The organism is Stenotrophomonas sp. YAU14A_MKIMI4_1 (genome assembly GCF_003086855.1).
In the GTDB taxonomy this organism is placed as follows: domain Bacteria; phylum Pseudomonadota; class Gammaproteobacteria; order Xanthomonadales; family Xanthomonadaceae; genus Stenotrophomonas.
The window spans coordinates 2,742,818-2,768,259 of the sequence record NZ_CP025998.1 but is presented as its reverse complement, the minus strand read 5'-3'; the positions used below and the strand labels follow the sequence as shown (position 1 = coordinate 2,768,259).

The 25,442-nt window shown below is 67.4% G+C and carries 20 protein-coding genes; 7 read left to right on the top strand and 13 right to left on the bottom strand.

Annotated features, from left to right (window positions below; translation table 11 throughout):
- Nucleotides 1–15: 15 nt before the first annotated feature.
- From C1931_RS12670 to purB, 4 genes are all read right to left on the bottom strand, one after another.
- Nucleotides 16–2,847 (bottom strand): 2-oxoglutarate dehydrogenase E1 component, encoded by a 2,832-nt coding sequence (locus tag C1931_RS12670; protein ID WP_108753560.1) that lies wholly within the window; start codon nucleotides 2,845–2,847, stop codon nucleotides 16–18.
- A gap of 186 nt (nucleotides 2,848–3,033) precedes the next feature.
- Nucleotides 3,034–3,930, bottom strand: coding sequence for a GNAT family N-acetyltransferase (locus tag C1931_RS12665; protein ID WP_108757755.1), 897 nt, complete (start codon nucleotides 3,928–3,930; stop codon nucleotides 3,034–3,036).
- Nucleotides 3,931–3,939: 9 nt separating this feature from the next.
- Nucleotides 3,940–5,358 (bottom strand): cupin domain-containing protein, encoded by a 1,419-nt coding sequence (locus C1931_RS12660; RefSeq protein WP_108756611.1) that lies wholly within the window; start codon nucleotides 5,356–5,358, stop codon nucleotides 3,940–3,942.
- A gap of 678 nt (nucleotides 5,359–6,036) precedes the next feature.
- Nucleotides 6,037–7,404, bottom strand: a complete 1,368-nt coding sequence (gene purB / locus C1931_RS12655) for an adenylosuccinate lyase (RefSeq protein WP_108756610.1) — start codon at nucleotides 7,402–7,404, stop codon at nucleotides 6,037–6,039.
- Between the two features lie 289 nt (nucleotides 7,405–7,693).
- On the opposite strand from purB, the gene C1931_RS12650 reads away from it, so the two are divergent.
- A complete protein-coding gene (locus C1931_RS12650) occupies nucleotides 7,694–9,133 on the top strand; it encodes a class II fumarate hydratase (RefSeq protein ID WP_108756609.1) in 1,440 nt (479 codons plus the stop codon).
- A 54-nt stretch (nucleotides 9,134–9,187) separates the two neighbouring features.
- Here the strand turns inward: C1931_RS12650 and C1931_RS12645 are convergent, their stop codons facing one another.
- From C1931_RS12645 to C1931_RS12620, 6 genes are all read right to left on the bottom strand, one after another.
- Nucleotides 9,188–9,613: a hypothetical protein gene (locus tag C1931_RS12645; RefSeq protein WP_108750044.1), complete on the bottom strand. Its 426-nt coding sequence runs from the start codon at nucleotides 9,611–9,613 to the stop codon at nucleotides 9,188–9,190.
- Nucleotides 9,614–9,711: 98 nt separating this feature from the next.
- Nucleotides 9,712–10,326, bottom strand: coding sequence for a hypothetical protein (locus C1931_RS12640; RefSeq protein ID WP_108756608.1), 615 nt, complete (start codon nucleotides 10,324–10,326; stop codon nucleotides 9,712–9,714).
- 30 nt (nucleotides 10,327–10,356) lie between these two features.
- The gene (locus C1931_RS12635) at nucleotides 10,357–11,241 is read right to left on the bottom strand and encodes a DUF2807 domain-containing protein (protein ID WP_108750042.1); all 885 of its coding nucleotides are present in this window, start codon (nucleotides 11,239–11,241) and stop codon (nucleotides 10,357–10,359) included.
- 32 nt (nucleotides 11,242–11,273) lie between these two features.
- Nucleotides 11,274–12,299 (bottom strand): hypothetical protein, encoded by a 1,026-nt coding sequence (locus tag C1931_RS12630; RefSeq protein ID WP_108756607.1) that lies wholly within the window; start codon nucleotides 12,297–12,299, stop codon nucleotides 11,274–11,276.
- The gene (locus tag C1931_RS12625) at nucleotides 12,296–13,186 is read right to left on the bottom strand and encodes an ABC transporter ATP-binding protein (RefSeq protein ID WP_108756606.1); all 891 of its coding nucleotides are present in this window, start codon (nucleotides 13,184–13,186) and stop codon (nucleotides 12,296–12,298) included. Before C1931_RS12625 ends, C1931_RS12630 begins: the two co-directional genes overlap by 4 nt.
- Nucleotides 13,183–13,545, bottom strand: coding sequence for a GntR family transcriptional regulator (locus tag C1931_RS12620; protein WP_108756605.1), 363 nt, complete (start codon nucleotides 13,543–13,545; stop codon nucleotides 13,183–13,185). The genes C1931_RS12625 and C1931_RS12620 overlap by 4 nt, the downstream gene beginning before the upstream one ends.
- Before the next feature lie 607 nt (nucleotides 13,546–14,152).
- Here C1931_RS12620 and C1931_RS12610 point away from each other — a divergent pair.
- The 6 genes from C1931_RS12610 (at nucleotide 14,153) to C1931_RS12585 (ending at nucleotide 20,234) form a co-directional block, all read left to right on the top strand.
- The gene (locus C1931_RS12610; protein ID WP_108757754.1) at nucleotides 14,153–14,740 is read left to right on the top strand and encodes a glutathione peroxidase; all 588 of its coding nucleotides are present in this window, start codon (nucleotides 14,153–14,155) and stop codon (nucleotides 14,738–14,740) included.
- A gap of 96 nt (nucleotides 14,741–14,836) precedes the next feature.
- Nucleotides 14,837–15,814, top strand: a complete 978-nt coding sequence (locus C1931_RS12605) for an FKBP-type peptidyl-prolyl cis-trans isomerase (protein ID WP_108756603.1) — start codon at nucleotides 14,837–14,839, stop codon at nucleotides 15,812–15,814.
- A gap of 23 nt (nucleotides 15,815–15,837) precedes the next feature.
- A complete protein-coding gene (locus C1931_RS12600) occupies nucleotides 15,838–17,187 on the top strand; it encodes a UDP-glucose/GDP-mannose dehydrogenase family protein (RefSeq protein ID WP_108753550.1) in 1,350 nt (449 codons plus the stop codon).
- Complete coding sequence (locus tag C1931_RS12595) at nucleotides 17,180–17,419, top strand: SlyX family protein (protein WP_053515402.1); 240 nt, start codon at nucleotides 17,180–17,182, stop codon at nucleotides 17,417–17,419. Before C1931_RS12600 ends, C1931_RS12595 begins: the two co-directional genes overlap by 8 nt.
- An 11-nt stretch (nucleotides 17,420–17,430) precedes the next feature.
- Nucleotides 17,431–18,114 carry a DUF2058 family protein gene (locus C1931_RS12590; protein ID WP_108756602.1) on the top strand — a complete coding sequence of 228 codons (684 nt, stop codon included), beginning with the start codon at nucleotides 17,431–17,433 and terminating at the stop codon, nucleotides 18,112–18,114.
- 50 nt (nucleotides 18,115–18,164) lie between these two features.
- Nucleotides 18,165–20,234, top strand: coding sequence for an acyltransferase family protein (locus C1931_RS12585; protein ID WP_108756601.1), 2,070 nt, complete (start codon nucleotides 18,165–18,167; stop codon nucleotides 20,232–20,234).
- A 35-nt stretch (nucleotides 20,235–20,269) separates the two neighbouring features.
- Here the strand turns inward: C1931_RS12585 and C1931_RS12580 are convergent, their stop codons facing one another.
- From C1931_RS12580 to C1931_RS12570, 3 genes are all read right to left on the bottom strand, one after another.
- Nucleotides 20,270–21,595, bottom strand: a complete 1,326-nt coding sequence (locus C1931_RS12580) for an amidohydrolase family protein (protein WP_108756600.1) — start codon at nucleotides 21,593–21,595, stop codon at nucleotides 20,270–20,272.
- 67 nt (nucleotides 21,596–21,662) lie between these two features.
- The gene (gene metH / locus C1931_RS12575; RefSeq protein WP_108756599.1) at nucleotides 21,663–24,347 is read right to left on the bottom strand and encodes a methionine synthase; all 2,685 of its coding nucleotides are present in this window, start codon (nucleotides 24,345–24,347) and stop codon (nucleotides 21,663–21,665) included.
- Nucleotides 24,344–25,438, bottom strand: coding sequence for a homocysteine S-methyltransferase family protein (locus C1931_RS12570; protein WP_108756598.1), 1,095 nt, complete (start codon nucleotides 25,436–25,438; stop codon nucleotides 24,344–24,346). The genes metH and C1931_RS12570 overlap by 4 nt, the downstream gene beginning before the upstream one ends.
- Between the last annotated feature and the right edge of the window lie 4 nt (nucleotides 25,439–25,442).

Genomic DNA, 25,442 nt, shown 5'->3' with positions numbered 1-25,442 from the left:
AAATAGGGGGAGGAGTTATTCAGCGACCTGGTCGTTGAACGGGTTGACCAGTGCGTCGGCGACCAGCTGCTGCTGTTCACGCACGTGGTCAGCCATGTGGCCGGCAGCCGGCGAAGCCGAACGCGCGCGACCGGCGTAGTGCAGGTTCTGGCCATCGGCCAGGCAGAACTGCAGGTGGTGGCGGATCTGGTACCACGCGCCCTGGTTCTGCGGTTCTTCCTGCGTCCACACCACGTCGGTGGCGTTGCCGTACTTCTTCAGCTCGGCGGCCAGCAGCGCGCGCGGGAACGGGTACAGCTGTTCCACGCGGATGATGGCCACGTCGTCCTGGCCGCGCTTGGTCTGGTCTTCCAGCAGGTCGTAGTAGACCTTGCCCGAGCACAGCACCACGCGCTTGACCTTCTTGGCGTCTGCGTTGGCGTCGCCGATCAGGTGCTGGAACTCGCCATTGGCCAGTTCGTCCAGGGTCGACACGGCCAGCTTGTGGCGCAGCAGCGACTTGGGCGACATCACCACCAGCGGCTTGCGGGTGGTCAGGTGCAGCTGGCGGCGCAGCATGTGGAAGGCCTGGGCCGGGGTGGACGGCACCACGACCAGCATGTTTTCCAGTGCGCACAGCTGCAGGAAGCGCTCCAGGCGCGCCGAGCTGTGTTCCGGGCCCTGACCTTCGTAGCCGTGCGGCAGCAGCAGGGTCAGGCCGGAAATGCGGCCCCACTTGGCTTCACCGGCGGCGATGAACTGGTCGATGACCACCTGCGCGCCGTTGGCGAAGTCACCGAACTGGCCTTCCCAGATGCACAGGGTGTTGGGGTCGGTGGTGGAGAAGCCGTATTCGTAGGCCATCACCGCTTCTTCGCTCAGCAGCGAATCGATGACGGTGGCCTTTTCCGGCGAATCCACCAGCTGCCGCAGCGGCAGGTAGTAGTTGTCGGTGGCCTGGTCGTGCAGGATCGCGTGGCGGTGGGTGAAGGTGCCGCGGCCCACGTCCTGGCCGACCAGGCGCAGGGCATTGCCCTCGTCCAGCAGGGTGGCGTAGGCCAGGTTCTCGGCAAAGCCCCAGTCACCCGGGATCTCGCCGGCGGCCATCTTGCGGCGGTCGTCGTACACCTTGGCCACGCGCGAGTGCAGCTGTACTTCTTCGGGCACGGTGTTGATCAGCTTGGCCAGCTCCAGCAGCTTGGCCTTGTCGACCTTGGTCGAGATCGGATCGGACAGCTTGCCTTCCAGCAGCTTGGGCCAATCGACGAACAGCGGGCTGGTCGGCGGGGTCTTCTCGACCTTGGCCAGCTCGGTGGTCACTTCGCCGCCGTCCAGCTTGTCGCGGTATGCATCGACCATCGCCTTGCCGGCGCCGGCGGCGATCACGCCTGCCTTTTCCAGCTGCTCGGCGTACATCTCGCGGGTGGTCGGGTGCTTGCGGATCACCTGGTACATCAGCGGCTGGGTGATCGCCGGTTCGTCGGCCTCGTTGTGGCCCCAACGGCGGTAGCACATCAGGTCGATGACCACGTCCTTGGCGAACTTCTGGCGGAACTCGAAGGCCAGCTGTGCAGCGAACACCACCGCTTCCGGGTCATCGCCGTTCACGTGCAGCACCGGGGCGGCGATCATCTTCGCCACGTCGGTGGCATAGCGCGTGGAGCGCGTGTCCTGCGGGTTGGAGGTGGTGAAACCGACCTGGTTGTTGACCACGATGTGCACGGTGCCGCCAACGGCGAAGCCGCGGGCCTGCGACATCTGGAACAGCTCCATGACCACGCCCTGGCCGGAGAAGGCCGCGTCGCCGTGGATCAGGATCGGCATGACCTGCTTGCGCGCGGTGTCCTTGCGGCGCTCCTGGCGCGAACGCACGGAACCGGCCACGACCGGGTCAGCGATTTCCAGGTGCGACGGGTTGAACGCCAGCGCCAGGTGCACCGGGCCGCCTTCGGTGGCCACGTCGGCCGAGAAGCCCATGTGGTACTTCACGTCGCCGGCCGAGGCGTGTTCGTCGTGCTCGAACTTGCCTTCGAATTCGTCGAACAGCTTGCGCGGGTTCTTGCCCAGGGTGTTGACCAGCACGTTCAGGCGGCCACGGTGGGCCATGCCGACCACCACGTCCTTGACGCCATCCTTGCCGGCGCTGCGGATGATGGTGTCCATCATCGGGATCAGCGAGTCGCCGCCTTCCAGCGAGAAGCGCTTCTGGCCGACGTACTTGGTGTGCAGGTAGCGTTCCAGGCCTTCGGCAGCGGTCAGGCGCTCCAGGGTGCGGCGCTGGGTGTCAGCGTCCAGCTGATAGTTGCCACCGGCCAGTTCCAGCTTCTTGTAGATCCACTGGCGCTGCTCGACCTCGGAGATGTGCATGAACTCCGCACCGATCGAGCCGGTGTAGGTCGCCTTCAGGCGTGCCAGCAGGTCGCGCAGCTTCATGCGCGGCTGGCCGCCCACGCCGCCGGTGCTGAACTCGCTGTTCAGATCGCCATCGGACAGGCTGTGGAAGGGCAGGCCCAGGTCCGGGGTGTTGACCGGCTTGGTCAGGCCCAGCGGGTCCAGGCGGGCATCGAGGTGGCCGCGCGAACGGTAGGCGGTGATCAGACGACCGACATTGCGCTCACGCTCGTCGCCCGCACCGCTGCCGGTGCCGGCTTTCAGCGCATCCTTGGCCGCGTCCGCAATGTGGGAGATGACGGCCGAGTGCGGAATGTCGCCTGCTTCGCGGCCCTTGAAGCCGTCGAAGTAGGTCTTCCATTTGGGATCGACACTATCCGGGGAGACCAGGTACTGCTCGTACAGGTCCTCGACATAGGAGGCGTTGCCGCCGGCGAGTTGCGAAGATTGCGCAAACTGCTTCAGTTGATTGTCCACGATGGAGGGTGTTGATTCGCTTTGTGGGGTATGGCTTCAGAAGGACCCTGCAGGAAAATGAATAGCCCTGCACGGGCGCGTTCAAACAGCCAAATTGTACCCCCATCCGCACGGGATGGGGCAGCAACGGCGGCATTGCGCGCGTCGCGGTGTCGGTGCCAGACAGGTTTGTCCGCGTCGGCCGTGTCAGATGCCCAGGGCGCGCAGTTCGCTGCATTCGCGCGAACGGTCCCAGACGCGCTGCAATTGCTGCTCGAACGGCTGTGAACGTGCAGGCAGGGCGATCGCTGCCTCGCCGTCGAGGCGGTGGCCGATAAGACGAAAGTAGAAGTCGCCCGCGTCGTTGACCAGGCAGGCCGAGGCCAGTGCGCGGTCGACCGGATCGCTCACTTCGCGGAACTGGATCACGCTGGGCAGGCGCTGGTACAGCGCCAGCAGCGGTGCCCCGGCACTGGCAATCGCGGCAGCGTCGTGCACGATCACCCGCAGCTGCTTGTCATGGCGGGCCGTGGCGAAGCGGCGCAGGGCCGCCTGCACCGGCGGCGCATCCAGCAGCCCGGGGTCCAGCTGGCGGCTGTGCAGCCAGAGCTGGCGGCGGGCGCGGTGGATGATGGCGGTGGTGATGGCCACCGCCTCGGCGCGGCTGTCGATGGCGCTGGCCACGCCCAGCCGCCGGCGCATCTGCTGGTGGCCGATCCCGGCTTCCTCGAATACCTCGCCTTCGGGCAGGAATCCCTGGCGCGCGTAGAAGTCACGCGCCGGCAGCTGCGCGTGCAGGTGCAGGTCGGCCAGGCCCAGACGGCGACCGGCGTCCACCAGCGCCTCCAGCAGGGCCTCGCCAACGCCCTGGTTGCGGTGGCTGGCCAGCACGGCCATGCGGCCGATGCGGCCATCCGGGGCCAGGCGCCCGGTGCCGACGGGCTGGCCATCGGCATCCAGGGCCAGCACATGGGCACTGACCGGGTCCAGCGCGTCGCGCTCCAGTTCGGCGGCAATGCCCTGTTCCTGCACGAACACCCGCTGCCGCACGTCGTGGATGGCAACGTGGGCATCGGCGTGGCTGACCTGCTGGACCCGGATCATGGCCATGGCTCAGGCGCGACCGTCGTCGCTGTCGTCTTCGTCGTGGTCATCGAAGTTGACAATGACCTCGATCCCGTCGTCGTGCACGGTCACGGTGTGGACATCGTCGGACACGACCTCGTCGTCCAGTTCGGCCACCTGGTCGTGGCCTTCCACCACTTCGCCCAGCACGTCGTGGTCGCCGGCTTCCTCGTCTTCATCCTCGTCGGCGTAGACCTCGTTCGGGTCGATCAGCTGGAACACGCCGCCGACCAGCAGCTGCTGCAGCACCGCGCGGCCCTTGTCCGACAGCCCGCGATAGGCGGCGGCATCGAGCTGTTCGGCGCCGGCCAGGCGCTGCGCGTCCTTCACCGGCAGGGCGAAATCCTGGCCGCTGACATACAGGCTGGCGCCGCGCTTGGCCCGGCGCCAGGCCAGGCGCGCCCAGGGGTGGCGCTGCAGCAGCAGGCCCGAGGCCAGCGCCTGCACCACTTCTTCCGGCGCCGGCGCGGCCTGGTGGGCCATCACTTCGCCGGCGGCGCGGTAGGTGGTGATGAAGCGGCCGAACCAGTCGCCCAGCTTGTCCGGGTCATTCATGCGGATGGCGTTGAGCGCGGTGATCACCCGGGCCATCGCCACCGTATCGATTTCGTTCGGGTCGGCCGGCACCTTCAGGTCGGCATCCTGGTAGCGGATGTTCTCGTCGGCATCGGCGATCAGGGTGTCCAGGTAGTCGCTGATCAGCTCGGCCGAGGACGGCGCGCGCATGCCGAAGGAGAACGTCAGGCAGGGGTCTTCGGCCACGCCGTGGTGCGGCACGTTCGGCGGCAGGTACAGCATGTCACCCGGCGCCAGCACCCAGTCGTGGGTGGGCTTGAACACCTGCAGCAGCTTCAGTTCCACATCCGGGCGGAAGCCCAGCGGCGGGCGCTTGCCCTTGATCGATTCGCTGGCATCGATCTGCCAGCGGCGGTGGCCGTGGGCCTGCAGCAGGAACACGTCGTACTGGTCGACATGGGCGCCGACCGAGCCGCCGGTGGCGGCGAAGCTGATCATCACATCGTCCATGCGCCAGCGCGGCAGGAAGCTGAAGTGCTCGATCAGCGCGCGCACGTCCTTGTCCCACTTGTCCACGTCCTGCACCAGCAGGGTCCAGTCGTGGTCGGGCAGGGCGGGGAACACGTCTTCCTGGAACGGGCCGCTGCGCACGCGCCAGCTGTCCTGGGCCTTGTCATGCTGGATCAGGCGCGCCAGCACGCCTTCTTCGCAGGCCAGCCCGGCCAGGTCTTCCGGCTGCACCGGGGTCTGGAAATCGGCGAAGGCATTGCGGATCAGCAGCGGGCGCTTCTGCCAGAAGTCGCGCAGGAAGGTGGCCGGGGCCATGCCCAGCGGCTTGCCGGGGCGGGCGGTGACTTCAATGAGCGGAGCGGAGGACTTGCGGGCGGCCATGGGGGAATCCTTGCAGCGGAATGCGGGAGGGGCGGCGCGGCGGGCCGCCAAGGTCTCCATTGTCCGCCGTTCGCTGGGATTGCGCACGTGCGATGGTTTGTCGCGGGGTTCCGGCCAACGGCGAAGCCCCTCGTGGCGGGGTCTGGATTCACCGGCAAAAGCCGCGCTTGGCCGGGCGGGTGGGCTGCGCGGGGGACGCCGTTAACCCGTCCATGGGGGCTTGGCCGCGCGCAGCCCACCCGCCCGGCCCCTGACAGTTTCCTGCGCGGCCCGCCACGCCAGTAGATCCACGCCATGCGTGGATGGAGCTTTCTCCCCGCAACGTCATCCACGCATGGCGTGGATCTACCATTGTCGGGAATGTGCGGGCGCCCAAAACAAAGAGGGACGCGGCGAAGCCGCGTCCCTCTTTCAAATTCCGTCCCGACAACGTCATCCACGCATGGCGTGGATCTACCCATCCGTCACCGGGAAACTGTCAGGGGTGGGGCGGGTTGGGTTCGCGGGACCGCAGGCGCCATGGATGGCGCCTACGAGCCTCCATGGATGGATTCACGGCGTGTCCCGCGAACCCAACCCGCCCCACCCAGCTCGAAGCAACCCAGAGCCCGGATCGCAGTTGCAGTTGCAGTTGCCTGCCGCAGGCAGCGCCCGCGCCCGCCGCCGCAAAGGAAACCCTTAGATCTTCTTCGCCAGCGACTCGGCCAGGCCGGTGTAGCTGCCCGGGGTCATCTCCAGCAGGCGCTGCTTGGCATCGGCCGGCAGCTCCAGACCCTGCACGAACGTACGCATCGACTCGGCCGTGATGCCCTGGCCACGGGTCAGCGCCTTCAGCTGCTCGTACGGGTTGGGCAGGCCGTGGCGGCGCATCACCGTCTGCACGGCCTCGGCCAGCACTTCCCACGCCGCATCCAGATCGGCATCCAGGCGCTGCGGGTTCACTTCCAGCTTGCCCAGGCCCTTGGCCAGCGAATCCAGCGCCACCTGGCTGTGGCCGAACGCGGTGCCCAGTGCGCGCAGCACGGTGGAATCGGTCAGGTCACGCTGCCAGCGGCTGATCGGCAGCTTGGCGCTGAAGTGTTCGAACAGCGCGTTGGCAATGCCGAAGTTGCCTTCGGCATTCTCGAAATCGATCGGGTTGACCTTGTGCGGCATGGTCGACGAGCCCACTTCGCCTTCCTTCAGGCGCTGCTTGAAGTAGCCCAGCGAGATGTAGCCCCAGATGTCACGGGCCAGGTCGATCAGGATGATGTTGGCGCGACGCGCGGCATCGCCGATCTCGGCCACGTTGTCGTGCGGCTCGATCTGGGTGGTGTACGGGTTGAACACCAGGCCCAGGCCGGTGACGAAGCGCTCGGCGAACGCCGGCCAGTCCACGTCCGGGTAGCTGGCCACGTGCGCGTTGTAGTTGCCCACCGCACCGTTGATCTTGCCGGTCAGTTCCACCGCGGCGATCTGCCGGCGCTGGCGCTCCAGGCGGGCGACCACGTTGGCCAGTTCCTTGCCCAGGGTGGTGGGCGAAGCGGTCTGGCCATGGGTGCGCGACAACATCGGCTGGCCGGCCTGGGCGTGGGCCAGGGTGCGCAGCGTGGTGGCAATGCCGTCCAGGGTCGGCAGCAGCACTTCGCGGCGGGCCTGTTCCAGCATCAGGCCGTAGCTGAGGTTGTTGATGTCTTCGCTGGTGCAGGCGAAATGCACGAATTCCAGCGCCGGGGCCAGTTCGGCGTCGTCCTTCAGCTGTTCCTTGATGAAGTACTCGACGGCCTTGACGTCGTGGTTGGTGGTGCGCTCGATTTCCTTCACGCGCGCGGCCTGGGCCGGGCTGAAGCCAGCGGCCAGGGCGCGCAGGCGGGCGATGGCGCCCTCGGAAAACGGCGCCAGTTCGACGATGCCCGGCTCGGCGGCCAGCGCCAGCAGCCATTCCACCTCGACCACGATACGGGCCTTGATCAGGCCATATTCGGAGAAGATCGGACGCAGGGCGTCGACCTTGCCGGCATAACGGCCATCGAGCGGGGACAGGGCGAGCAGGGCGGAATCGGACATGTCGGCAGGGCTGGGGCAGGCGGCGGGGGCCATATTCTACGACGCGGGGCCTTTGCATGCTCGGTCGCGCCGGGCCATGCCCGGCGGATGGCGGCCGCGCTGCGCGCTCGCCGGGCACGGCCCGGCGCTACCCGTGTAAACGGCCCTGCGGACGGAACGATCTGGCCCGTCCTCGTCATCCCATGCTTCGGACAAGAGAGTATCGTTACCGCAGCCGCCAGCCCGGGAAGCGACACCCTGCCAGCCGCCGCTTCCCTTTCCCCAACAGAAGTAGTGCGGAGTTGATGCAATGAGCAAAGCTGCAAGCAAGGGTGGAACCGCCGGGTTCCGTGTTGAACATGACAGCATGGGTGAACTGCAGGTACCTGCCGACGCCCTGTGGGGCGCGCAGACCCAGCGCGCGGTGCAGAACTTCCCGGTGTCGGGCCAGCGCATGCCGCGCGGCTTCATCCGTGCCCTGGGCCTGGTGAAGGGCGCCGCCGCCGGCGTCAATGCCGAGCTGGGCCATCTGCCCAAGGGCGTGGCCAAGGCCATCCAGTCGGCCGCGGCCGAGGTGGCCCGTGGTGACTGGGACGCGCATTTCCCGATCGACGTCTACCAGACCGGTTCGGGCACGTCCTCGAACATGAACGCCAACGAGGTCATCGCCACCCTGGCCAATCGCGGCGGCAAGGCCGGCAAGGCCAGCGTGCACCCCAATGACCACGTCAACCAGGGCCAGAGCTCCAACGATGTGATTCCCACCGCGCTGCGGGTTTCGGCCGTGCTGGCCGCGCAGGAGCACCTGCTGCCGGCGCTGGCGCACCTGCGCAAGGTGATCGATCGCAAGGGCCGCAGCCTGCGCAAGGTGGTCAAGACCGGCCGCACCCATCTGATGGATGCCATGCCGCTGACCTTCGAGCAGGAGTTCGGCGCGTGGTCGGCGCAGCTGGCATCGGCCCAGGCGCGCATCGACGACAGCCTCAAGCGCCTGCGCCGCCTGCCGCTGGGCGGTACCGCCATCGGCACCGGCATCAATGCCGATCCGCGCTTCGGCGCGCAGGTGGCCAAGGCGTTGAAGCAGCAGACCGGGGCGAAGTTCGACAGCGCCGACAACAAGTTCGAGGGGCTGGCCGCGCAGGACGATGCGGTGGAACTGTCCGGTCAGCTCAATGCGCTGGCGGTGGCCCTGATCAAGATCGCCAACGATCTGCGCTGGATGAATGCCGGCCCGTTGGCCGGCCTGGGCGAGATCGAACTGCCGGCGCTGCAGCCGGGCAGCTCGATCATGCCGGGCAAGGTGAATCCGGTCATTCCCGAAGCGACCGTGATGGCCTGCGCGCAGGTGATCGGCCACCACACCGCGATCACCGTGGCCGGGCAGACCGGCAACTTCCAGTTGAACGTGACCCTGCCGCTGATCGCAGTGAACCTGCTCGATGGCATCGGCCTGCTGGCCAATGTGTCCACCCTGCTGGCCGACCGTGCCATCGACGGCCTGAAGGTGCGCCAGGACCGCGTGGCCGAAGCGCTGGCCCGCAACCCGATCCTGGTGACGGCGCTGAACCCGATCATCGGCTATGAGAAGGCCGCGGCAATTGCCAAGCGCGCCTACAAGGAACAGCGCCCGGTGCTGGATGTGGCGCTGGAAGACAGCGGGCTGGCCGAGGCCGAGCTGCGCCGCCTGCTGGATCCGACCGCGCTGACCGCCGGTGGCATCCAGGCCGGTGGTGGTGGCGCCGGCGGTTGATCGTCCGGTTGCGTACGTATACGGAAACGCCGCCCTGGGGCGGCGTTTTTCGTTTCAGCGACGGTCGGCGACGATGTTGCCGAAGGTGTCGGTGTAATCCTTGAATTCGGGGATGGTCTGCACCAGGTCGGCGGGGATGACCTCCAGCCCTTCCGGCGGCTGGATCTTCACCGGCTGCATGTTGGGGTCGGCCGGGGCAGCCACCAGGGTGTTCTGGCGCAGCACCTGCAGCTTGCCGAACATGGTCTGCAGCATCTGCCGCTGGGTGTCGTCCAGCGGAATCTGGATCTCGTCCATCTTCATCGTGCCGTCGGCCAGGATGATGATGTTCGGCGCGGGCTGGCGGCGCACGGTCACCATGGTCTGGCTGACCGAAATCTTCGGCTTGCCGCGTTCGGCGCGGTGGTTGCGGTACTCCTGGTCGCAGCCGGCCAGGCCCAGGCAGAGCAGGGCGGTCAGCAGCAGAAACAGCTTCTTCATGGCGGTCGATCGGGGCAAACGGGGTGCTTAGTGTAATCCCGCCCAGCCGCGGCGGCCGGCAACGCAGGGGCGTTGCCGGCCGGGTGCGACGAAATGTCTCAGGGCGCGCGCACGACCACGTTGTCCTTGCCGCAGTCGTCCACGTCGCTCTGGTCCATGGTGGCGTAGGGCTGGAAAGCCGGCAGGTCGCGTGCCAGCGCCTGCTGGCTGGCCAGCATCGCCGGCAGGCGGTTGCACAGCTGCTTGGCCTGGGCTTCGATCTTGGCCGCCTCATCGTTGATGCGCTTTTCGATGCCCTCGCTGTCACCGCTGAAGACGCCCTTCAGGGCTTCGCCGGCGGCATTGACGCCCAGCCGCGCACCGGCCATGCCGATGTCCATGCCATCGCTGGCGATGCCGGCGATGTGGCCGCGGTATTCCTGCAGCTGGCGCCGCTGCGCTTCATTGGTCGGCGACTCGGTGCCGCCGATCAGCAGGCGGCCGTCCGGGGTGATCTCGGCACGGGCCTGGCCCTTGCCGGAAATCTTGATGTTGCCCTGGGCGATCTCGCGGCGCGCCTTGTCGGTGGCGTCCTTGATCTCCTTGCCCACCGTGCTGCTGGCCTCGGCCACGGTCTTGCCGGCGCTGTCGGTGGTGGACGATGGGGACGTGCCGCCGCAGGCCATCAGCGGCAGGCACAGCAGGGTAGCGGGCAGCAGGCGCAGCAGGTTCATGACAGTTCCCTTCCGTTGAATGAGGTGGAATTACTTGCCGCGCGGCAGGGTGACGCTGCCGCCGATATCGCGGTGGCGCACATCGCCACTGCCGCTGTGCTGCACGGTCAGGCTGCCGCGGGCGCCGTTGACGGTGATGTCGCCCGAGCCGTGGCTGCGCACGCGGACGTTGCCGCCCACCTCGCTGATCTCCACATCGCCGGAGCCGACCACGCCCACCTCGACATCGCCCTTGACCCGCTGGAAATCGATATCGCCCGAGCCCACGGTTTCCAGACGCACGCTGCCGCCCACGTCGAACAGGTCCAGATCGCCCGAGCCGACGGTGCCGGTGCGGGCATCGCCACGGATGTTGCGCGCCTTCACTTCGCCCGAGCCCAGCGACAGCAGCTCCAGCGAGCCGGCGCCGTCGATGTCCAGGTCGCCCGAACCGACGGCGGCATGCACGCTGCCGCGGGTGCCGCGGGCACGGCCATCGCCGGAGCCCACGTCCATGCTCAGCGACTGTGCGTTCTCAACGCTGCCATCGCCGGAGCCGATCTTGAACTGCAGCGGCAGGTTGTCCGGCACGCTGCCGCCGATGTCCAGCCAGGCGTAGCTGTTGCCCAGCGACAGCGCCGAGCGGCCGTCGCGGCGCAGGCTGACCACCAGCTTGTCGCCCACCCGCTGCTGGTCCAGCACCAGCTGGTCCAGCCAGTCGGCAGTGGAGGCGCAGGCGCGTCCTTCCAGCTGGCCGCCACCACTGCGGGCGACGACCTTCAGGTCATGCTGGTTCACTTCGAACACCACCGCTTTCACCCCGGCCGTTTCCAGCTTCAGCGCGCGTGGCGCCGAATGCTTGCAGTTCGGGGCATCGGCAGCCAGCGCCGACAGCGGCAACAGCAACAACGCAGAGCAGGCAAGCAGGGTACGCATATGGGTGCCTCCAGTAGTGGTAGAGGGGAGCGTCAGATTTCGCCAGCGCGCCTGCGCAGGCGGATGGCGATGAAGATGAAGGCCACGCCGAACGCCGCGCCGATCCATAGATCGGGCATCGCCAGCGACTTCAACTGCTGGGCAGGGTTCATCAACGAGACGATCGTATCCAGGCTCTTGTGTTCGTCGCTGGCGCCAAGGCGATACAGCAGATCCACGCCTGGAACGGTGCCCAGCAGCAGGCGGCCGACGATGTGCTGCCAGAACCAGCCGGTGCTCATGTCGAACAGGTGCATCACCTTGGTGGTGCTGACGATGATGCCGGCGAACAGGGGCAGCATCACTGCCCACAGGAACGGCTTGCTCTTGGCCCAGGCCGAGCAGAGCAGCAGCCAGCCGGCAGTGGGCAGCGCCCACAACGCGTAGACGGGGATGGCCGCGAGCAGGCCGGCGGACAGGGTGAGCGGGCTGGCCGGCCCCCAGATCAGGGTGGTCGGGCTGCCGCCATGGGTCAACGCGACCAGGCTGATGATCAGCAGGAAGCCGAACATGGTGGCGATGGCAGCCAGCGTGGCTACCAGCGGGGCCACGACCAGTGCGCTGAGCACCTTGGACAGGACGGTCTGGGTATCGGACAGCGGCAGCGACTTCCAGAACAGGATGCTGCGGTCGCGGCGATCGTCGTACAGCGCACCCAGGCAGTAGAAGAACACCACGAAGGCCAGTACCAGGAAGGGCCAGGTCGAGCTGAGGATGAGGGTCAGGTCCAGGCCGTTGCCCAGGTCCGCCATGTCCTTTGCGCTGATCTGGCGGGTCAACAGGCCCAGATCCAGGCCGTTGATGTTCACGTCCTCGCCGTCGATGTGCAGGCCGCCATCGCGCGCGGCACGATGCAGGGCGAACAGGCCCAGGCCGATGCCGATGCCGCTCATCAGCAACGAAACAATGCCGGCGATAACCGGGGCGTACAGGAAACCACCGCGGTTTTCCCAGTATTCGCGCTTGAGCAGCCAGCGCAGCGTGCCTGCGGGGCTGACCGGATGATTGACGGCATTCATGCGTAGGTCCCCTTCATGACAGCAACGAACAGATCGGCCAGGCCCGCAGTGCGGGTTTCGCCCAGGGTGGAAAGCTGGCTGCGCGGCACGCCGTCATACAGCAGCACGGTCTTGCCGAAGGCCTGGCTGCGCTCGTCGATCGGCTTGAGGGCGCGCGCGGTTTCCAGCTGTTCGGCGCCGACCAGCAGTTCGGTATAACGCTCGCCCACTTCGTCCATTTCGGCGCTGAGCACGATGCGGCCGTCACGGATGAACATCACATCGCTGAGGATGTGCTCGATCTCTTCCACCTGGTGGGTGGTGACGATGATGGTCTTCTGCTCGTCGAAGTAGTCTTCCAGCAGGCGCTGGTAGAACTCCTTGCGGTACAGGATGTCCAGGCCCAGGGTCGGCTCGTCCAGCACCAGGATGCGGGCGTCGATGGCCATCACCAGGGCCAGGTGCAGCTGCACGATCATGCCCTTGGACAGCTCGCGCACGCGCTGCTTGGGCTGCAGTTTGGTGTTGGCCAGGAAGCGTTCGCAGCGGGCGCGGTCGAAGCGCGGATGCACGCCGGCGACGAAGTCGATGGCCTCGCGCACGCGCAGCCAGCGCGGCAGCACCGCCACGTCGGCGATGAAGCAGATCTCCTTCATCAGCTCGTCGCGGTGCAGGCGCGGGTCACGGCCGAGCACGCTCAGCTCGCCCTCCACCGAGGTCAGGCCCAGGATGGCCTTCAGCGCGGTGGTCTTGCCGGCGCCATTGGGGCCGATCAGGCCGACGATGCGCCCGGCGGGGATGTCGAAGGTGGTGTTGTCGAGGGCGAGGGTGTTCTTGTAAGCCTTGCGCAGACCCTTGGCGGTAATCACCGCTGGGCTGGATTCAACGTTCACGACACTGGCATTCATGAGGATTTCCCCTGGGGCAGCAATTCGTTCAGGCTCAGGCCCAGGCGCTGGATGCGCTCCAGGACCGCCGGCCATTCTTCGTTGAGGAAGCGGTCGCGCTCGCTGCTGCGCAGCTGCGTGGCCGCCTGCTCGGTCATGAACATGCCCAAGCCGCGGCGCTTTTCCACCAGGCCTTCATCGGCCAGTTCCTGGTAAGCGCGCGAAACGGTGATGGGGTTCAGTTGATAGTCGGCCGCCACCTGGCGGACCGAGGGCAGGGCATCGCCCGGCTTCAGGATGCCGTCGAGCATCATGGCAATCACGCGCTCCTTCAGCTGGCGGTAGATGGGAGCGCCGTCGCTCCACTGGATGTCGCTCATGGTCAGCTCCGTGGGGTCAGCGGCTGTGCGAACGAGAAATACGGCATGGACAGGGAGCTGTGCAGCCGACGCGGGGGGGAGGGTTCGGCGGTCCCTGCCGGGCTGGAGATCGCGTCCTGCGTGGAATCGGGGGAGGGGGAGGATTCTGCCGGCGGTGCCGGCAGCAGCAGCCACGTCAGCACGAACAGGGTTGAAACAGCGGTGACCGCGGGAGCGGTATGGCTGCGACGCATCCGGATGTTCATGGTTCCCCCTGTCTCAGGTGACTGGTGTTGTATGCAACTATAACACCGGCACGCCTATGTGCAACCCCCGACGCGCCCCAACTGATGGCAGGGGCCATGAACGGGCGCGGTTGCAAATCCAAGCTGTTGATTTCATTGCAATGGCATCGGCGAACGCCGTCCTGGACACGGGCCTGGCATTCATACATGTGTACGGCGTGTCCAGCAAGGGCGCGCCAATCGGGCCCCGCGCGTGCCGCCACGGCGGGCAAAGTGCATGCCCGGCGGCCGCGACAGTGCGCTGGCAGGCCGGTGCTATAGTTCGGCCGATCCCCGGTCTGCAAGGGCCGGGCCCCTGTTGCAGCTACCGTGGAATGTCCCGCATGCCTGTGTTTCTCACTGCTCCGCGCCGCCTGCGCGGCCTGTCCCTGCTGGCTGTGCTGGCGCTGGGCCTGGCGGGTTCCGCCAGCGCCGTGGCCGCCGACCTGCTGGACGTGAATTACCGGCCGCTGGCCGGCAAGCAGCAGGTGAACCTGCTCAAGCGCTACCAGGGCCAGGTGCTGCTGGTGGTCAATACGGCCAGCAAGTGCGGCTACACCCCCCAGTACGAAGGGCTGGAAGCGCTGCAGAAGCAGTACGCCAGCCGCGGTTTCGCCGTGTTGGGTTTCCCGTCCAACGACTTCAAGGGGCAGGAACCGGGCGATGAGAAGCAGATCCAGGATTTCTGCACGCTCACCTATGGGGTGAAGTTCCCCATGTTCGAGAAGGTGCACGTGGTGGGCGAACAGGCCACGCCGCTGTATCAGCGCCTGACCGCCGCCACCGGCGTGGCACCGGGCTGGAACTTCCACAAATACCTGATCGGCCGCGACGGCAAGGTCATCGCCCAGTTCGCCAGCAAGGTCACCCCGGATGATCCGCAGCTGGGCGCGGCCATCAGCAAGGCGCTGGCCGCACCGGCACCGCGTTGATCACCGGCACGCATGCCTCGACATCTCCGGCATGCGTGCGACAATGGTTCTTTTCGCGCCGACGTCGGCGCCCAGACACTTCCAGGAATGCAGCGAATGAAGATGGGAATGCGCGGCGCCGCGGCGTCGGTTCTGATTCTGGCGATGGGTACCTCTGGTGTCGCCCTGTCGCAACAACCGGCCGCAGCGGCGGCCGCCAAGGAGACCGCAACCTTGAATTCCCCCAAGCAGAAGCTCGGCTACGCCATCGGTCTGGATGTGGCCAAGTCGTTCGCGCCGATCGCCGATGAAATCGACGTGGCCGCCCTGCGCACCGCCGTGGAGCGTTCGTTCGAAGGCCTGCAGCCGCAGATCACCCAGGACCAGGCCAAGGCCACCGATGCCGCCCTGCGCCAGGTAGTGATGGCCCGCAACGGCCAGCAGGTGCCGGGCGTTGCGCCGGGCTCGCAGCCGCCGAAGGTGGACCGCGTGAAGGTCGCGCAGATGATCGGTTCGTACTCCATCGGTCCGTCGCTGGCGCAGCTGAAGGACGATATCGATACCGCCTCGCTGTTTGACGCGATCAGCACCGGCCTGACCAAGGGCCAGGCGAAGATGACCGAAGCCGACGCAACCGCCACCATCCAGTCGTTCATGGGTGCCAAGCAGGCCGAGATGCAGGCCAAGGCCGCGCAGGCCGCGCAGACCAACCGCAGCGAAGGCAACGCCTTCCTGGCCAAGAACAAGACCCAGCCGGGCGTGGTGACCACCCCGTCGGGCCTGCAGTACCAGGTGATCCGCCCGGGTAGCGGCGAGCGTCCGCTGCCGAGCAGCAAGGTGCGCGTGAACTACGAAGGCAAGCTGCTGGACGGCACCGTCTTCGACAGCTCCGCGGGCCGTGGCCCGGCCGAATTCGGTCTGGACCAGGTCATCAAGGGCTGGACCGAAGGCGTGGCGCTGATGCCGGTGGGCTCGAAGTACCGCTTCTGGATCCCGGGCGAACTGGCCTACGGTGAGAACGGTACCCCGGGCGGCCCGATCGGCCCGAACGCCACCCTGACCTTCGACGTCGAGCTGCTGGGCGTCCTGCCGTAAGCGACCACGGAGCCAGCACGGATATGCGCGTTGCGATTTTCGGTACCGGGTACGTCGGTCTGGTGACCGGCACTTGCCTGGCCGACGTAGGCCACCAGGTGGTCTGTGTCGACATCGACCAGGCCAAGGTGGATGGGCTCAACCAGGGCATCATCCCGATCTACGAACCCGGCCTTGAGCCGATGGTGAAGGCCAACCATGCCGCGCTGCGGCTGTCCTTCACCACCGATGGCGCCAGCGCCATCGGCCACGGCCAGGTGGTCTTCATCGCGGTGGGTACGCCCCCCGACGAAGACGGCAGTGCCGATCTGCAGTACGTGCTGGCCGTGGCCCGCACCATCGGCCGCCACATGGCGGTGCCGACGGTGGTGGTGAACAAGTCGACGGTGCCGGTGGGCACCGCCGACAAGGTGCGCGCGGCCATTGCCGAAGAGCTGGCGGCGCGCGGTGCGGACATCGCCTTCGATGTGGTGTCCAACCCCGAATTCCTGAAGGAAGGCGATGCGGTGGCCGACTGCATGCGCCCGGACCGCATCATCATCGGTGCCAGCAGCGCCGACTCGGTGGCGGTGATGCGCCGCTTGTACGCACCGTTCAACCGCAACCACGATCGCGTGGTGGAAATGGACGTGCGTTCGGCCGAGCTGACCAAGTACGCGGCCAACGCGATGCTGGCGACCAAGATTTCGTTCATGAACGAAATCGCCAACATCGCCGAACGCGTGGGTGCCGACGTCGAACAGGTCCGCCAGGGCATCGGTTCGGACCCGCGTATCGGCTGGCACTTCATCTATCCCGGTGCCGGCTACGGCGGCTCGTGCTTCCCCAAGGACGTGCAGGCGCTGGCGCGCACCGCCCAGCAGTACGGCCTGGAGCCGAAGCTGTTGAACGCGGTCGAAGCGGTGAACGATGCCCAGAAGGGGCACTTGTTCGCGCTCATCCAGCGCCACTACGACAAGGGCGAGGACGAAGGTGTGCGCGGCAAGACCTTTGCCGTGTGGGGCCTGGCCTTCAAGCCCAACACCGACGACATGCGCGAAGCCTCCAGCCGCCGCCTGCTGGCGCAGCTGTGGGAAGGCGGTGCCACGGTGCGTGCCTACGATCCGGAAGCGATGCACGAATCGCAGCGCATCTTCGGTGAACGTGACGACCTGGTGTTCTGCGCCAATGCCAGCGAAGCGCTGGAAGGCGCCGATGCACTGGTGGTGGTGACCGAGTGGAAGCAGTTCCGCAGCCCCGATTTCCAGATGCTGCGCGAGCGGCTGAAGGATGCGGTGGTGTTCGACGGTCGCAATCTGTACGACCCGGCCGAGGTGGAAGCCGCTGGCGTGGCGTACTACGGCATTGGTCGGGGGCGTTCGCTGCATGTCTGAGCTGCCCACCGAACGCGAACAGGCGCTGGAAGCGCGCCTGGTCGAACTGGAAATGCGCGTGTCCTTCCAGGAACACGCGCTGGCCGAACTGAGCGATGCACTGGCCGACGCCCGCATGCAGGGCACGCGCAACGCCGATGTGCTGCGCGTGCTGCTGGAAGACCTGGGCAAGGTGCGCAACGCACTGAATTCTTCTGATCCGGCGAGCGAACCGCCGCCGCCGCACTACTGATCTGCATTCCTATGAGCGATACCCTCCGCGACCAGCTGATGGGCCTGGGCTTCAAGCCGGCGCCCAAGCCCGAGCGCAAGAACGATGCCCCCCGCCGTGATGGCCGCCCGCAGGGCAAGGGCGGCAATGGCAATGGAAAGCCGCAGGGCGCAGGCAAGGGCGAGCACAAGCCCGGTGAGCGCCGTGGTGGCCACGGCCACGCTGGCGCAGGCAAGCCCGGGCAGTCCCGTGGGCCGGGCGCGCAGGGCCCGCGCAAGCCGCGTTCTGCCGAGGAAATGGACCTGGCCAAGGCCTATGCCATCCGCGCGCAGAAAGAAAAGCAGGAACGCATTGAAAGCGAACGCCTGAAGCAGGAAGAAGCGCGCGTGCGCCGCGAGGCCAAGGCCAAGCTGGAAGAGCTGCTGAAGGACAAGAGCCTGAATGCCGAGGCGGCCGACATCGCCCGCCATTTCCCGTATGGCGGCAAGATCAAGCGCATCTACGTCACCCCCGAACAGCTGACCGCGCTCAATGCCGGTGAACTGGGCGTGGTCCAGCTCAATGGCCGCTACCTGCTGGTGACCGCCGAAGTGCTGGCGCAGTCCGAGGCGGTGTTCGCCGCGTCGGTGGCGCTGAAGGTCGACCCGAACGCGCCGGCCGAGGAAGACCCGTACGCCGATCCGCAGTACCAGGTGCCCGACGACCTGGTCTGGTAACGCACGACCGCCGTGGCGCCCCCTGCGGCAGCAGCGGCAGGGGGAGACGGATGTCCACTGATCCAAGCCGCGGCTACGTGCCGCACATTGACGGCCTGCGCGCGATTGCCGTGCTGGCCGTCATCGTGTTCCACCTCGATCCGGCCTGGCTGCCGGGTGGCTTCACCGGGGTGGACGTGTTCTTCGTCATCTCCGGCTTCGTGGTCAGTGCGTCGGTGCATCGCCTGCCGGCCCTGTCCTGGCGCGCCTCGATGCTGCGCTTCTATGCGCGCCGGGTACGCCGCATCGCGCCTGCGCTGGTGGCCTGCCTGCTGGCGACGGCCGTGGCCAGCGTGTTGTTCATTCCCGATTCGTGGCTGAGCGAAGCATCCGACAAGACCGGGTTGATGGCCTTCTTCGGGCTGAGCAACTGGGTGCTGGCGGCCGTTGGCAACGACTACTTCGCGCCCAAGGCCGAGTTCAATCCCTATACGCACACGTGGTCGCTGGGCGTGGAAGAGCAGTTCTACCTGCTGTTCCCGCTGCTGTTCCTGGCCTGGGCCCGCGGCCCGCGCGGCCGTTGGCTGAGCCTTGCGCTGTTCGCCGCGGTAAGCGTGGGCTCGTTGCTGCATGCGGCCCTGCTGGGGTTGCGTGATGCGCCGCCGGCCTGGGCGTTCTATGCCACCAGCACCCGCTTGTGGCAGCTGGGCGTGGGCGTTCTGCTGTTCCAGCTGCTGCATGTGGCCGATCGTGGTGAGCCTGGCAGTGCTGCACCGGTGGTCCGTTGGCGCTGGGCGTGGTCAGCGTTGGCCCTGCTGTCGCTGGGCGCACTGGGGTGGGCGCTGTGGACGGCGCGCGCCGGGCGCTCGCCGTGGCCGGACGGCGTGCTGCCGGCGCTTGCCACCGCCGGCCTGCTGCTGGCCCTGCACCAGCACCCGCAGGCATGGATCGCGCGGCTGTTGGCCAGTGCGCCGATGCGGCGGATCGGCCTGCTGTCCTATTCGCTGTACCTGTGGCATTGGCCGGTGTTCGTGCTGATGCGCTGGACCGTGGGCCTGGAAACCGCCCTGCAGATGGCCGCGGCCAGTGCGCTGGTGGCGCTGCTGGCATGGATCTCGTGGCGCTGGATCGAGCAGCCCTTCCGTGGCCCCAGGTGGCAGCATCTTGCACCCGGGCGCTGGGTGGCCGCCGGCGTGCTGACCCTGCTGCTGGCCGGTGGCCTGCAGGCGTTGCTGTACTGGCAGTCGCCCCTGCTGTCACTGAGCACGGTCAGTCGCCATCCGGCGGACTGGTACCCCGACGGCAAGAGCGTGGCGGCTGATTACCCCGGGTGCGCGCTGCAGGTGAGCAAGCACCGCTACCCCGGTGGCAGCGCGCGCACCTTCGCCCGCGGCGATTGCCCGCGCGCAGGGGCCGTGCAGGGGCCGGCGCAGGTGTTCCTGGCCGGCGATTCGCATGCCATGGCCTACCGCGAGCTGCTGCAGCGGCTGGCGCTGGAGACCGGTTCGACGGTGTCGCTGTACGGCCGCGGTGGCTGCCCGCAGATCAGCCTGCAGCAGTGGCGGGGTGCCGGTGCGGGCTGTGCCGAGCATGATGCGGCCGTGCGCGCGGACATCGCCGCGCGTGCGCAGCCGGGTGATGTGGTGGTGCTGGTGTCGCTGCGGGTACCGCGCCTGTCCGACCAGTACGTGCTGTTCGACGCGCAGGCGCAGTTGGCGGGCGAGCGCAGTGCGCAGGCCGCCGCCGGCCGCAACGCCGAGGTGGCCGAGGCCATTGCGCAGTGGCTGCCGCTGGCCCAGCGCGGCGTGCGTATCGTGATCGAAGCGCCCAAGCCGGTGCTGCCGGCACCGCCGTACCGGTGTTCCGACCGCTTCAATGCAGGCAATGCCGTCTGCCGCAACGGGCTGGATATTGCGCGGGCGGACATGGAAGCGCTGCGCGCACCGATGCTGGGCAGTCTGCAGCAGGTGGTCGATGGCCTGCCAGGCGCAGTGCTGTGGGATCCCTTGCCCGACCTCTGCACGGCTACGACGTGCGCGGCGCAGCGTGATGGCCGACCGTTGTTCTTCGACGGCGACCATCTGAGCGGTCATGGCAACCGCGTGCTGCTGCCGTCCCTGCAGCGGGTGCTGCAGCCCTAGCGCCGGGCCGTGCCCGGCACACGGGCCATCGGCCATCAGCGCTCGACCGCTTGCCCGGCCTGCCACACGGCGTGGATGTGCTGTGTATTGCCGATGTCGGCCAGGGGATCGGCATCGAGCACCAGCAGGTCGGCACGCTTGCCGGCGGCAATGCGGCCGCGATCGTCCATGCCCAGCAGCGTGGCGGCGTCGGCGGTGGCGGTCTGCAGGGCCTGGGCCGGGCTGAAGCCGGCCTCGGTCAGCAGCTTCAGTTCGCGGTGTTCGGCAAATCCAATCACCCGCTGCGGCATCGCCCCGGCATCGGTGCCGAAACCGAACTTCACCTTGGCCGCGCTCAGTCGGCGCAGGTTTTCCAGGTTCATCGCCACCGCTGCGCGCGCACCGGGAATGTTGGCCCCGGCCAGCTGCTCGCGCTGCCACTGCGGCTGCTGCCAGCGCGCGCGCACCGCAGCGGGCAGGGCATCGCGCAGGAACGGCTGCTGCAGTGCCTGCGGGTTTTCCGCATACCAGTAGTTGGCTTCGTCGATGTTCACCGTGGCGATGTACCAGGTGCCCTGGTCGTGCATTTTCCGCGCCAGCATCGGGTCCACCGCGCGATCGCGGATACCGTGGGCGATGATGTCCACGCGTGCATTCACCAGGTCGCGCGCCTGGTCAAGGTCGTGGATGTGCGCGGCCACCTTCAGGCCGCGCGCGTGGGCCTCGGCAATGGCGGCGCGGTAGATCTCCGGCGCCATCATCGGGAACTTGCCGCCCAGCGAATCCACCCAGAGCTTGATCACGTCCACGCCGTCGGCCTGCTGCGTGGCGACGGCGGCGCGGGCTTCTTCGGCATTGCGTGGCCGCGCCACCGGGTCGTGGGCCAGGCCCATCGCGGCCGCCGGCGGTGCACCGGCGAAGGCACCGATGCCGGCGCCAGCGCCGTACAGCTGCGCGCCCAGCGCGGGCGAGGCGTTCACTTCCTTGCGGATATCGAAGAAGGCCGGGCCGTTCATGCCCAGCGCGGTGACGGTGGTGATGCCGTAGCGCTGGAACTGGCGCAGGTCGCGCACCACGTTGTCGCGGGTGTAATAGCGATCACCGTGCTGCAGCCCTTCGGTGTTGCCCACGTGCGCGTGGTTGCTGACCAGGCCGGGCAGCAGGGTCTTGCCCTGGTAGTCGATGCGCCGGGCTGCGGTGGCGGCGGCCGGCAGCGGCGTGCCGACATGCACGATGCGCTCGCCGTCGATCAGGACCGGGGTAATGCCCAGGTCGCGGCGGCCGTCGAATACCCGGGCATTTTCCAGCAGGATCGGCTGCGCGGCGGCAGGAACGGCGGCGGTGGCGGCAAGCAGCAGCGCCCACAGGCGGGTCGGTCGCATCGGCAACTCCGGTCAGGGGGAAGCCCGAGGGTAACCGATGGGCCGCCCGCAGGCGTGTGCGCCGGGTCTATTCGGGGTCGTAATCCAGGTTCGACGCCAGCCAGCGCTCGGCCTGTGCACGCTCCACGCCCTTGCGCCGCGCGTAGTCGGTCACCTGTTCACGGCTCAGGCGGCCGACCACGAAGTACTGACTCTGCGGGTGGCTGAAGTAATAGCCCGACACGGCAGCGGTGGGCAGCATAGCGAAGCTTTCGGTCAGTTCCATGCTGGCGTGGGTTTCGGCCTGCAGCAGATCGAACAGCCGGCGCTTCTCGCTGTGCTCGGGGCAGGCCGGGTAGCCCGGGGCGGGGCGGATGCCGCGGTACTGCTCGTCGATCAGCGCGTCGTTGTCGAGCGTCTCGGCATGGTCGTAGCCCCAGAACCCGGTGCGCACCCGCTGGTGCAGGCGTTCGGCCAGCGCTTCAGCGAAGCGGTCGGCCAGCGCCTTCAGCAGGATCGCGTTGTAGTCATCGTGGTCGGCCTCGAAGCGGGCCACGTGTGCATCGATGCCGATGCCGGCGGTGACTGCGAATGCGCCGATCCAGTCCTGTTTGCCGCTGTCGGCGGGGGCGATGAAATCGGCCAGGCAGAAATCGGGGCGCTCGGCCGGCTTGTCCACCTGCTGGCGCAGGAAGTGCAGGGTGGTCTCACCGGCGGGGTGCTGCACGCGGACATCGTCGCCCACGCTGTTGGCCGGCCACAGGCCGAACACCGCCTTGGCGGTCAGCCACTGCTCGTCCACGATGCGCGCCAGCATGGCCCGCGCATCGCGGTACAGATCGCTGGCCTGGGGGCCGACGATCTCGTCGGTCAGGATCGCCGGGAATTTGCCGGCCAGTTCCCAGGCCTGGAAGAACGGCGTCCAGTCGATGTAGTCGACCAGTTCGGCCAACGGGTAGTCTTCGAATACATGCAGGCCGGGCTGCTTCGGCGCAGGGGGTGTGTAGTTGTCCCAGTCGCCCCGGAACTTCTGCCCGCGTGCATGTTCCAGGCTGACCAGGCGCTTGGCGTCACCGCGGTTGCGATGGCGGGCACGGATCTCGGCATAGTCCGCTTCGTTGGCGGCCACGAAGGCATCGCGCAGCTCGCGCGAGATCAGTGACTGCGCCACGCCCACCGCGCGCGAGGCATCCTTCACCCACACGGTGGGGGCGTGGTAATGCGGGTCGATCTTCAGCGCGGTATGCGCGCGCGAGGTGGTAGCGCCGCCGATCAGCAAGGGCAGGTCGAAGCCCTGCCGCTGCATTTCGCGGGCGACCTGGCTCATCTCCTCCAGCGACGGGGTGATCAGGCCGGACAGGCCGACCAGATCGGCATTGTGCTCGCGCGCGGCGTCGAGAATCTTCTGCGCCGGCACCATCACGCCCAGGTCGATCACTTCGAAGTTGTTGCAGGCCAGGACCACGCCGACGATGTTCTTGCCGATGTCATGCACATCGCCCTTCACCGTGGCCATGATGATGCGGCCGTTGCTCTTGGCGGTATCGCCGCTGCGTGCCTTTTCGGCCTCGATGTACGGCAGCAGGTAGGCCACCGCTTTCTTCATCACGCGCGCGGATTTGACCACCTGCGGCAGGAACATCTTGCCGGCCCCGAACAGGTCGCCGACGATGTTCATGCCATCCATCAGCGGGCCCTCGATCACGTCCAGCGGGCGGCTGGAGCCCTGCCGCGCCAGCTCGGTGTCTTCCTCCACCCAGGCGTCCAAGCCGTGCACCAGCGCATGCGCCAGGCGCTGTGCCACGGGTTTTTCGCGCCAGGTCAGGTCCTCGGTCTTGGCCGCGCCCTTCTTGCCCTTGTAGCGCTCGGCGATTTCCAGCAGGCGCTCGGTGGCGTCGCTGCGGCGGTTGAGGATCACATCCTCCACGCGCTCGCGCAGGTCCGGTTCCAGCTCGTCGTAGATCGGCATGGCGCCCGCGTTGACGATGCCCATGTCCATGCCGGCGGCAATGGCGTGGTACAGGAAGACCGAATGGATGGCCTGGCGCACCGTCTCGTTGCCACGGAACGAGAACGACACGTTGGAGACGCCGCCGGAGACATGGCAGTGCGGCAGGGTCTGCTTGATGATGCGGGTGGCTTCGATGAAGTCCACCGCATAGTTGTCGTGCTCTTCGATGCCGGTGGCCACGGCGAAGATGTTCGGGTCGAAGATGATGTCCTGCGGCGGGAAGCCGATCTCTTCGACCAGGATGCGGTAGGCGCGGGTGCAGATCTCCACCTTGCGTGCGCAGGTGTCAGCCTGGCCGGTTTCGTCGAAGGCCATCACCACCGCGGCGGCGCCGTAGCGCAGCACCTTGCGCGCGTGCTCGCGGAACAGGGCTTCGCCTTCCTTCAGCGAGATCGAGTTGACCACGCTCTTGCCCTGCAGGCACTTCAGGCCGGCTTCGATCACGCTCCACTTCGACGAATCGACCATCACCGGAATGCGCGCGATGTCCGGCTCGGACATGATCAGGTTCAGGTAGCGGGTCATCGCCGCTTCCGAATCGATCAGGCCTTCGTCCATGTTCACATCGAGGATCTGCGCACCGCTGGCCACCTGCTGCCGGGCCACGTCCACCGCTTCTTCGTAGCGGCCTTCCTTGATGAGCTTGCGGAACTGCGCGCTGCCGGTGACGTTGGTACGTTCGCCCACGTTGACGAACAACAGGTCCGGGGTGATGACCAGCGGCTCCAGGCCGGACAGGCGGGTGTAGGGCGTTGTGCTCATGCGGCCTGCTGCTCCTGTGCGCCGGGCACCGCGCGCGGTGGCAGCCCGGCCACGGCCTGGGCAATGGCACGGATATGGTCCGGGGTGGAGCCGCAGCAACCGCCGACCAGGTTCAACAGCCCATCTTCGGCAAAGCTGCGCAGCGTGGCGGCCATTTCCTCGGGCGTTTCATCGTATTCGCCGAAGGCATTGGGCAGGCCGGCGTTGGGGTGCGCGCTGACGTGACAGGGGGCGACCTGGGCCAGGGTTTCCACATGCGGACGCATCGCGTCGGCGCCCAGCGCGCAGTTCAGGCCGATCGACAGCGGCCGCGAATGCGCCAGCGAGGCGTGGAAGGCTTCGGCGGTCTGCCCGGACAGGGTGCGCCCGGAGGCATCGGTAATCGTGCCGGAGATCATGATGGGCAGGCGCGCACCACGCGCATCGAAGGCCTCTTCGATGGCGTACAGGGCGGCCTTGGCATTCAGCGTGTCGAAGATGGTTTCGACCATCAGGGTGTCCGCGCCGCCATCGATCAGGCCGTCAATGGCTTCGCGATAGGTATCGCGCAGGGCGTCGAAGCTGGTGTTGCGGAAGCCGGGATCGTTCACGTCGGGGCTGATCGAGGCGGTGCGGCTGGTCGGGCCCAGTACGCCGATCACGAAGCGCGGCTTGTCCGGGGTGGTGGCCTGCACCGCATCGCAGCAGGCGCGCGCCACGGCGGCACCGGCCTTGTTCAGTTCGTACACCAGGTGTTCCAGGTGGTAATCGGCCTGGCTGACCGAGGTGGCGTTGAACGTGTTGGTTTCCACCAGATCCGCACCGGCCTGCAGATAGGCGGTGTGGATGTCGGCGATGACCTGCGGGCGGGTCAACAACAGCAGATCGTTGTTGCCCTTCAGGTCATGCCCTTCGGGCGTGCCATGGTCGCAGCCGGGGCCGTGGCTGTGGTCGTAGCCATCGGCGAAGCGTTCGCCGCGGTAGTCCGCTTCCTGCAGGCCGTGGCGCTGGATCATCGTGCCCATCGCACCATCGATGATCAGGATGCGCGTGCGCAATGCGTCGAGCAGGGCGTTGGTACGTTCGGGATGCAACCACGGCAGGCTGGACACGGCG

Bases quoted from the DNA above. Each gene is read 5' to 3' on its own strand.
- C1931_RS12580 (WP_108756600.1), bottom strand. From the start codon at position 21,595: ATGCGACCGACCCGCCTGTGGGCGCTGCTGCTTGCCGCCACCGCCGCC.
- C1931_RS12640 (WP_108756608.1), bottom strand. From the start codon at position 10,326: ATGAACCTGCTGCGCCTGCTGCCCGCTACCCTGCTGTGCCTGCCGCTG.
- metH (WP_108756599.1), bottom strand. From the start codon at position 24,347: ATGAGCACAACGCCCTACACCCGCCTGTCCGGCCTGGAGCCGCTGGTC.
- purB (WP_108756610.1), bottom strand. From the start codon at position 7,404: ATGTCCGATTCCGCCCTGCTCGCCCTGTCCCCGCTCGATGGCCGTTAT.
- C1931_RS12610 (WP_108757754.1), top strand. From the start codon at position 14,153: ATGCCTGTGTTTCTCACTGCTCCGCGCCGCCTGCGCGGCCTGTCCCTG.
- C1931_RS12590 (WP_108756602.1), top strand. From the start codon at position 17,431: ATGAGCGATACCCTCCGCGACCAGCTGATGGGCCTGGGCTTCAAGCCG.
- C1931_RS12650 (WP_108756609.1), top strand. From the start codon at position 7,694: ATGAGCAAAGCTGCAAGCAAGGGTGGAACCGCCGGGTTCCGTGTTGAA.
- C1931_RS12595 (WP_053515402.1), top strand. From the start codon at position 17,180: ATGTCTGAGCTGCCCACCGAACGCGAACAGGCGCTGGAAGCGCGCCTG.
- C1931_RS12665 (WP_108757755.1), bottom strand. From the start codon at position 3,930: ATGATCCGGGTCCAGCAGGTCAGCCACGCCGATGCCCACGTTGCCATC.
- C1931_RS12635 (WP_108750042.1), bottom strand. From the start codon at position 11,241: ATGCGTACCCTGCTTGCCTGCTCTGCGTTGTTGCTGTTGCCGCTGTCG.
- C1931_RS12625 (WP_108756606.1), bottom strand. From the start codon at position 13,186: ATGAATGCCAGTGTCGTGAACGTTGAATCCAGCCCAGCGGTGATTACC.
- C1931_RS12620 (WP_108756605.1), bottom strand. From the start codon at position 13,545: ATGAGCGACATCCAGTGGAGCGACGGCGCTCCCATCTACCGCCAGCTG.
- C1931_RS12645 (WP_108750044.1), bottom strand. From the start codon at position 9,613: ATGAAGAAGCTGTTTCTGCTGCTGACCGCCCTGCTCTGCCTGGGCCTG.
- C1931_RS12585 (WP_108756601.1), top strand. From the start codon at position 18,165: ATGTCCACTGATCCAAGCCGCGGCTACGTGCCGCACATTGACGGCCTG.
- C1931_RS12605 (WP_108756603.1), top strand. From the start codon at position 14,837: ATGAAGATGGGAATGCGCGGCGCCGCGGCGTCGGTTCTGATTCTGGCG.
- C1931_RS12600 (WP_108753550.1), top strand. From the start codon at position 15,838: ATGCGCGTTGCGATTTTCGGTACCGGGTACGTCGGTCTGGTGACCGGC.
- C1931_RS12630 (WP_108756607.1), bottom strand. From the start codon at position 12,299: ATGAATGCCGTCAATCATCCGGTCAGCCCCGCAGGCACGCTGCGCTGG.
- C1931_RS12660 (WP_108756611.1), bottom strand. From the start codon at position 5,358: ATGGCCGCCCGCAAGTCCTCCGCTCCGCTCATTGAAGTCACCGCCCGC.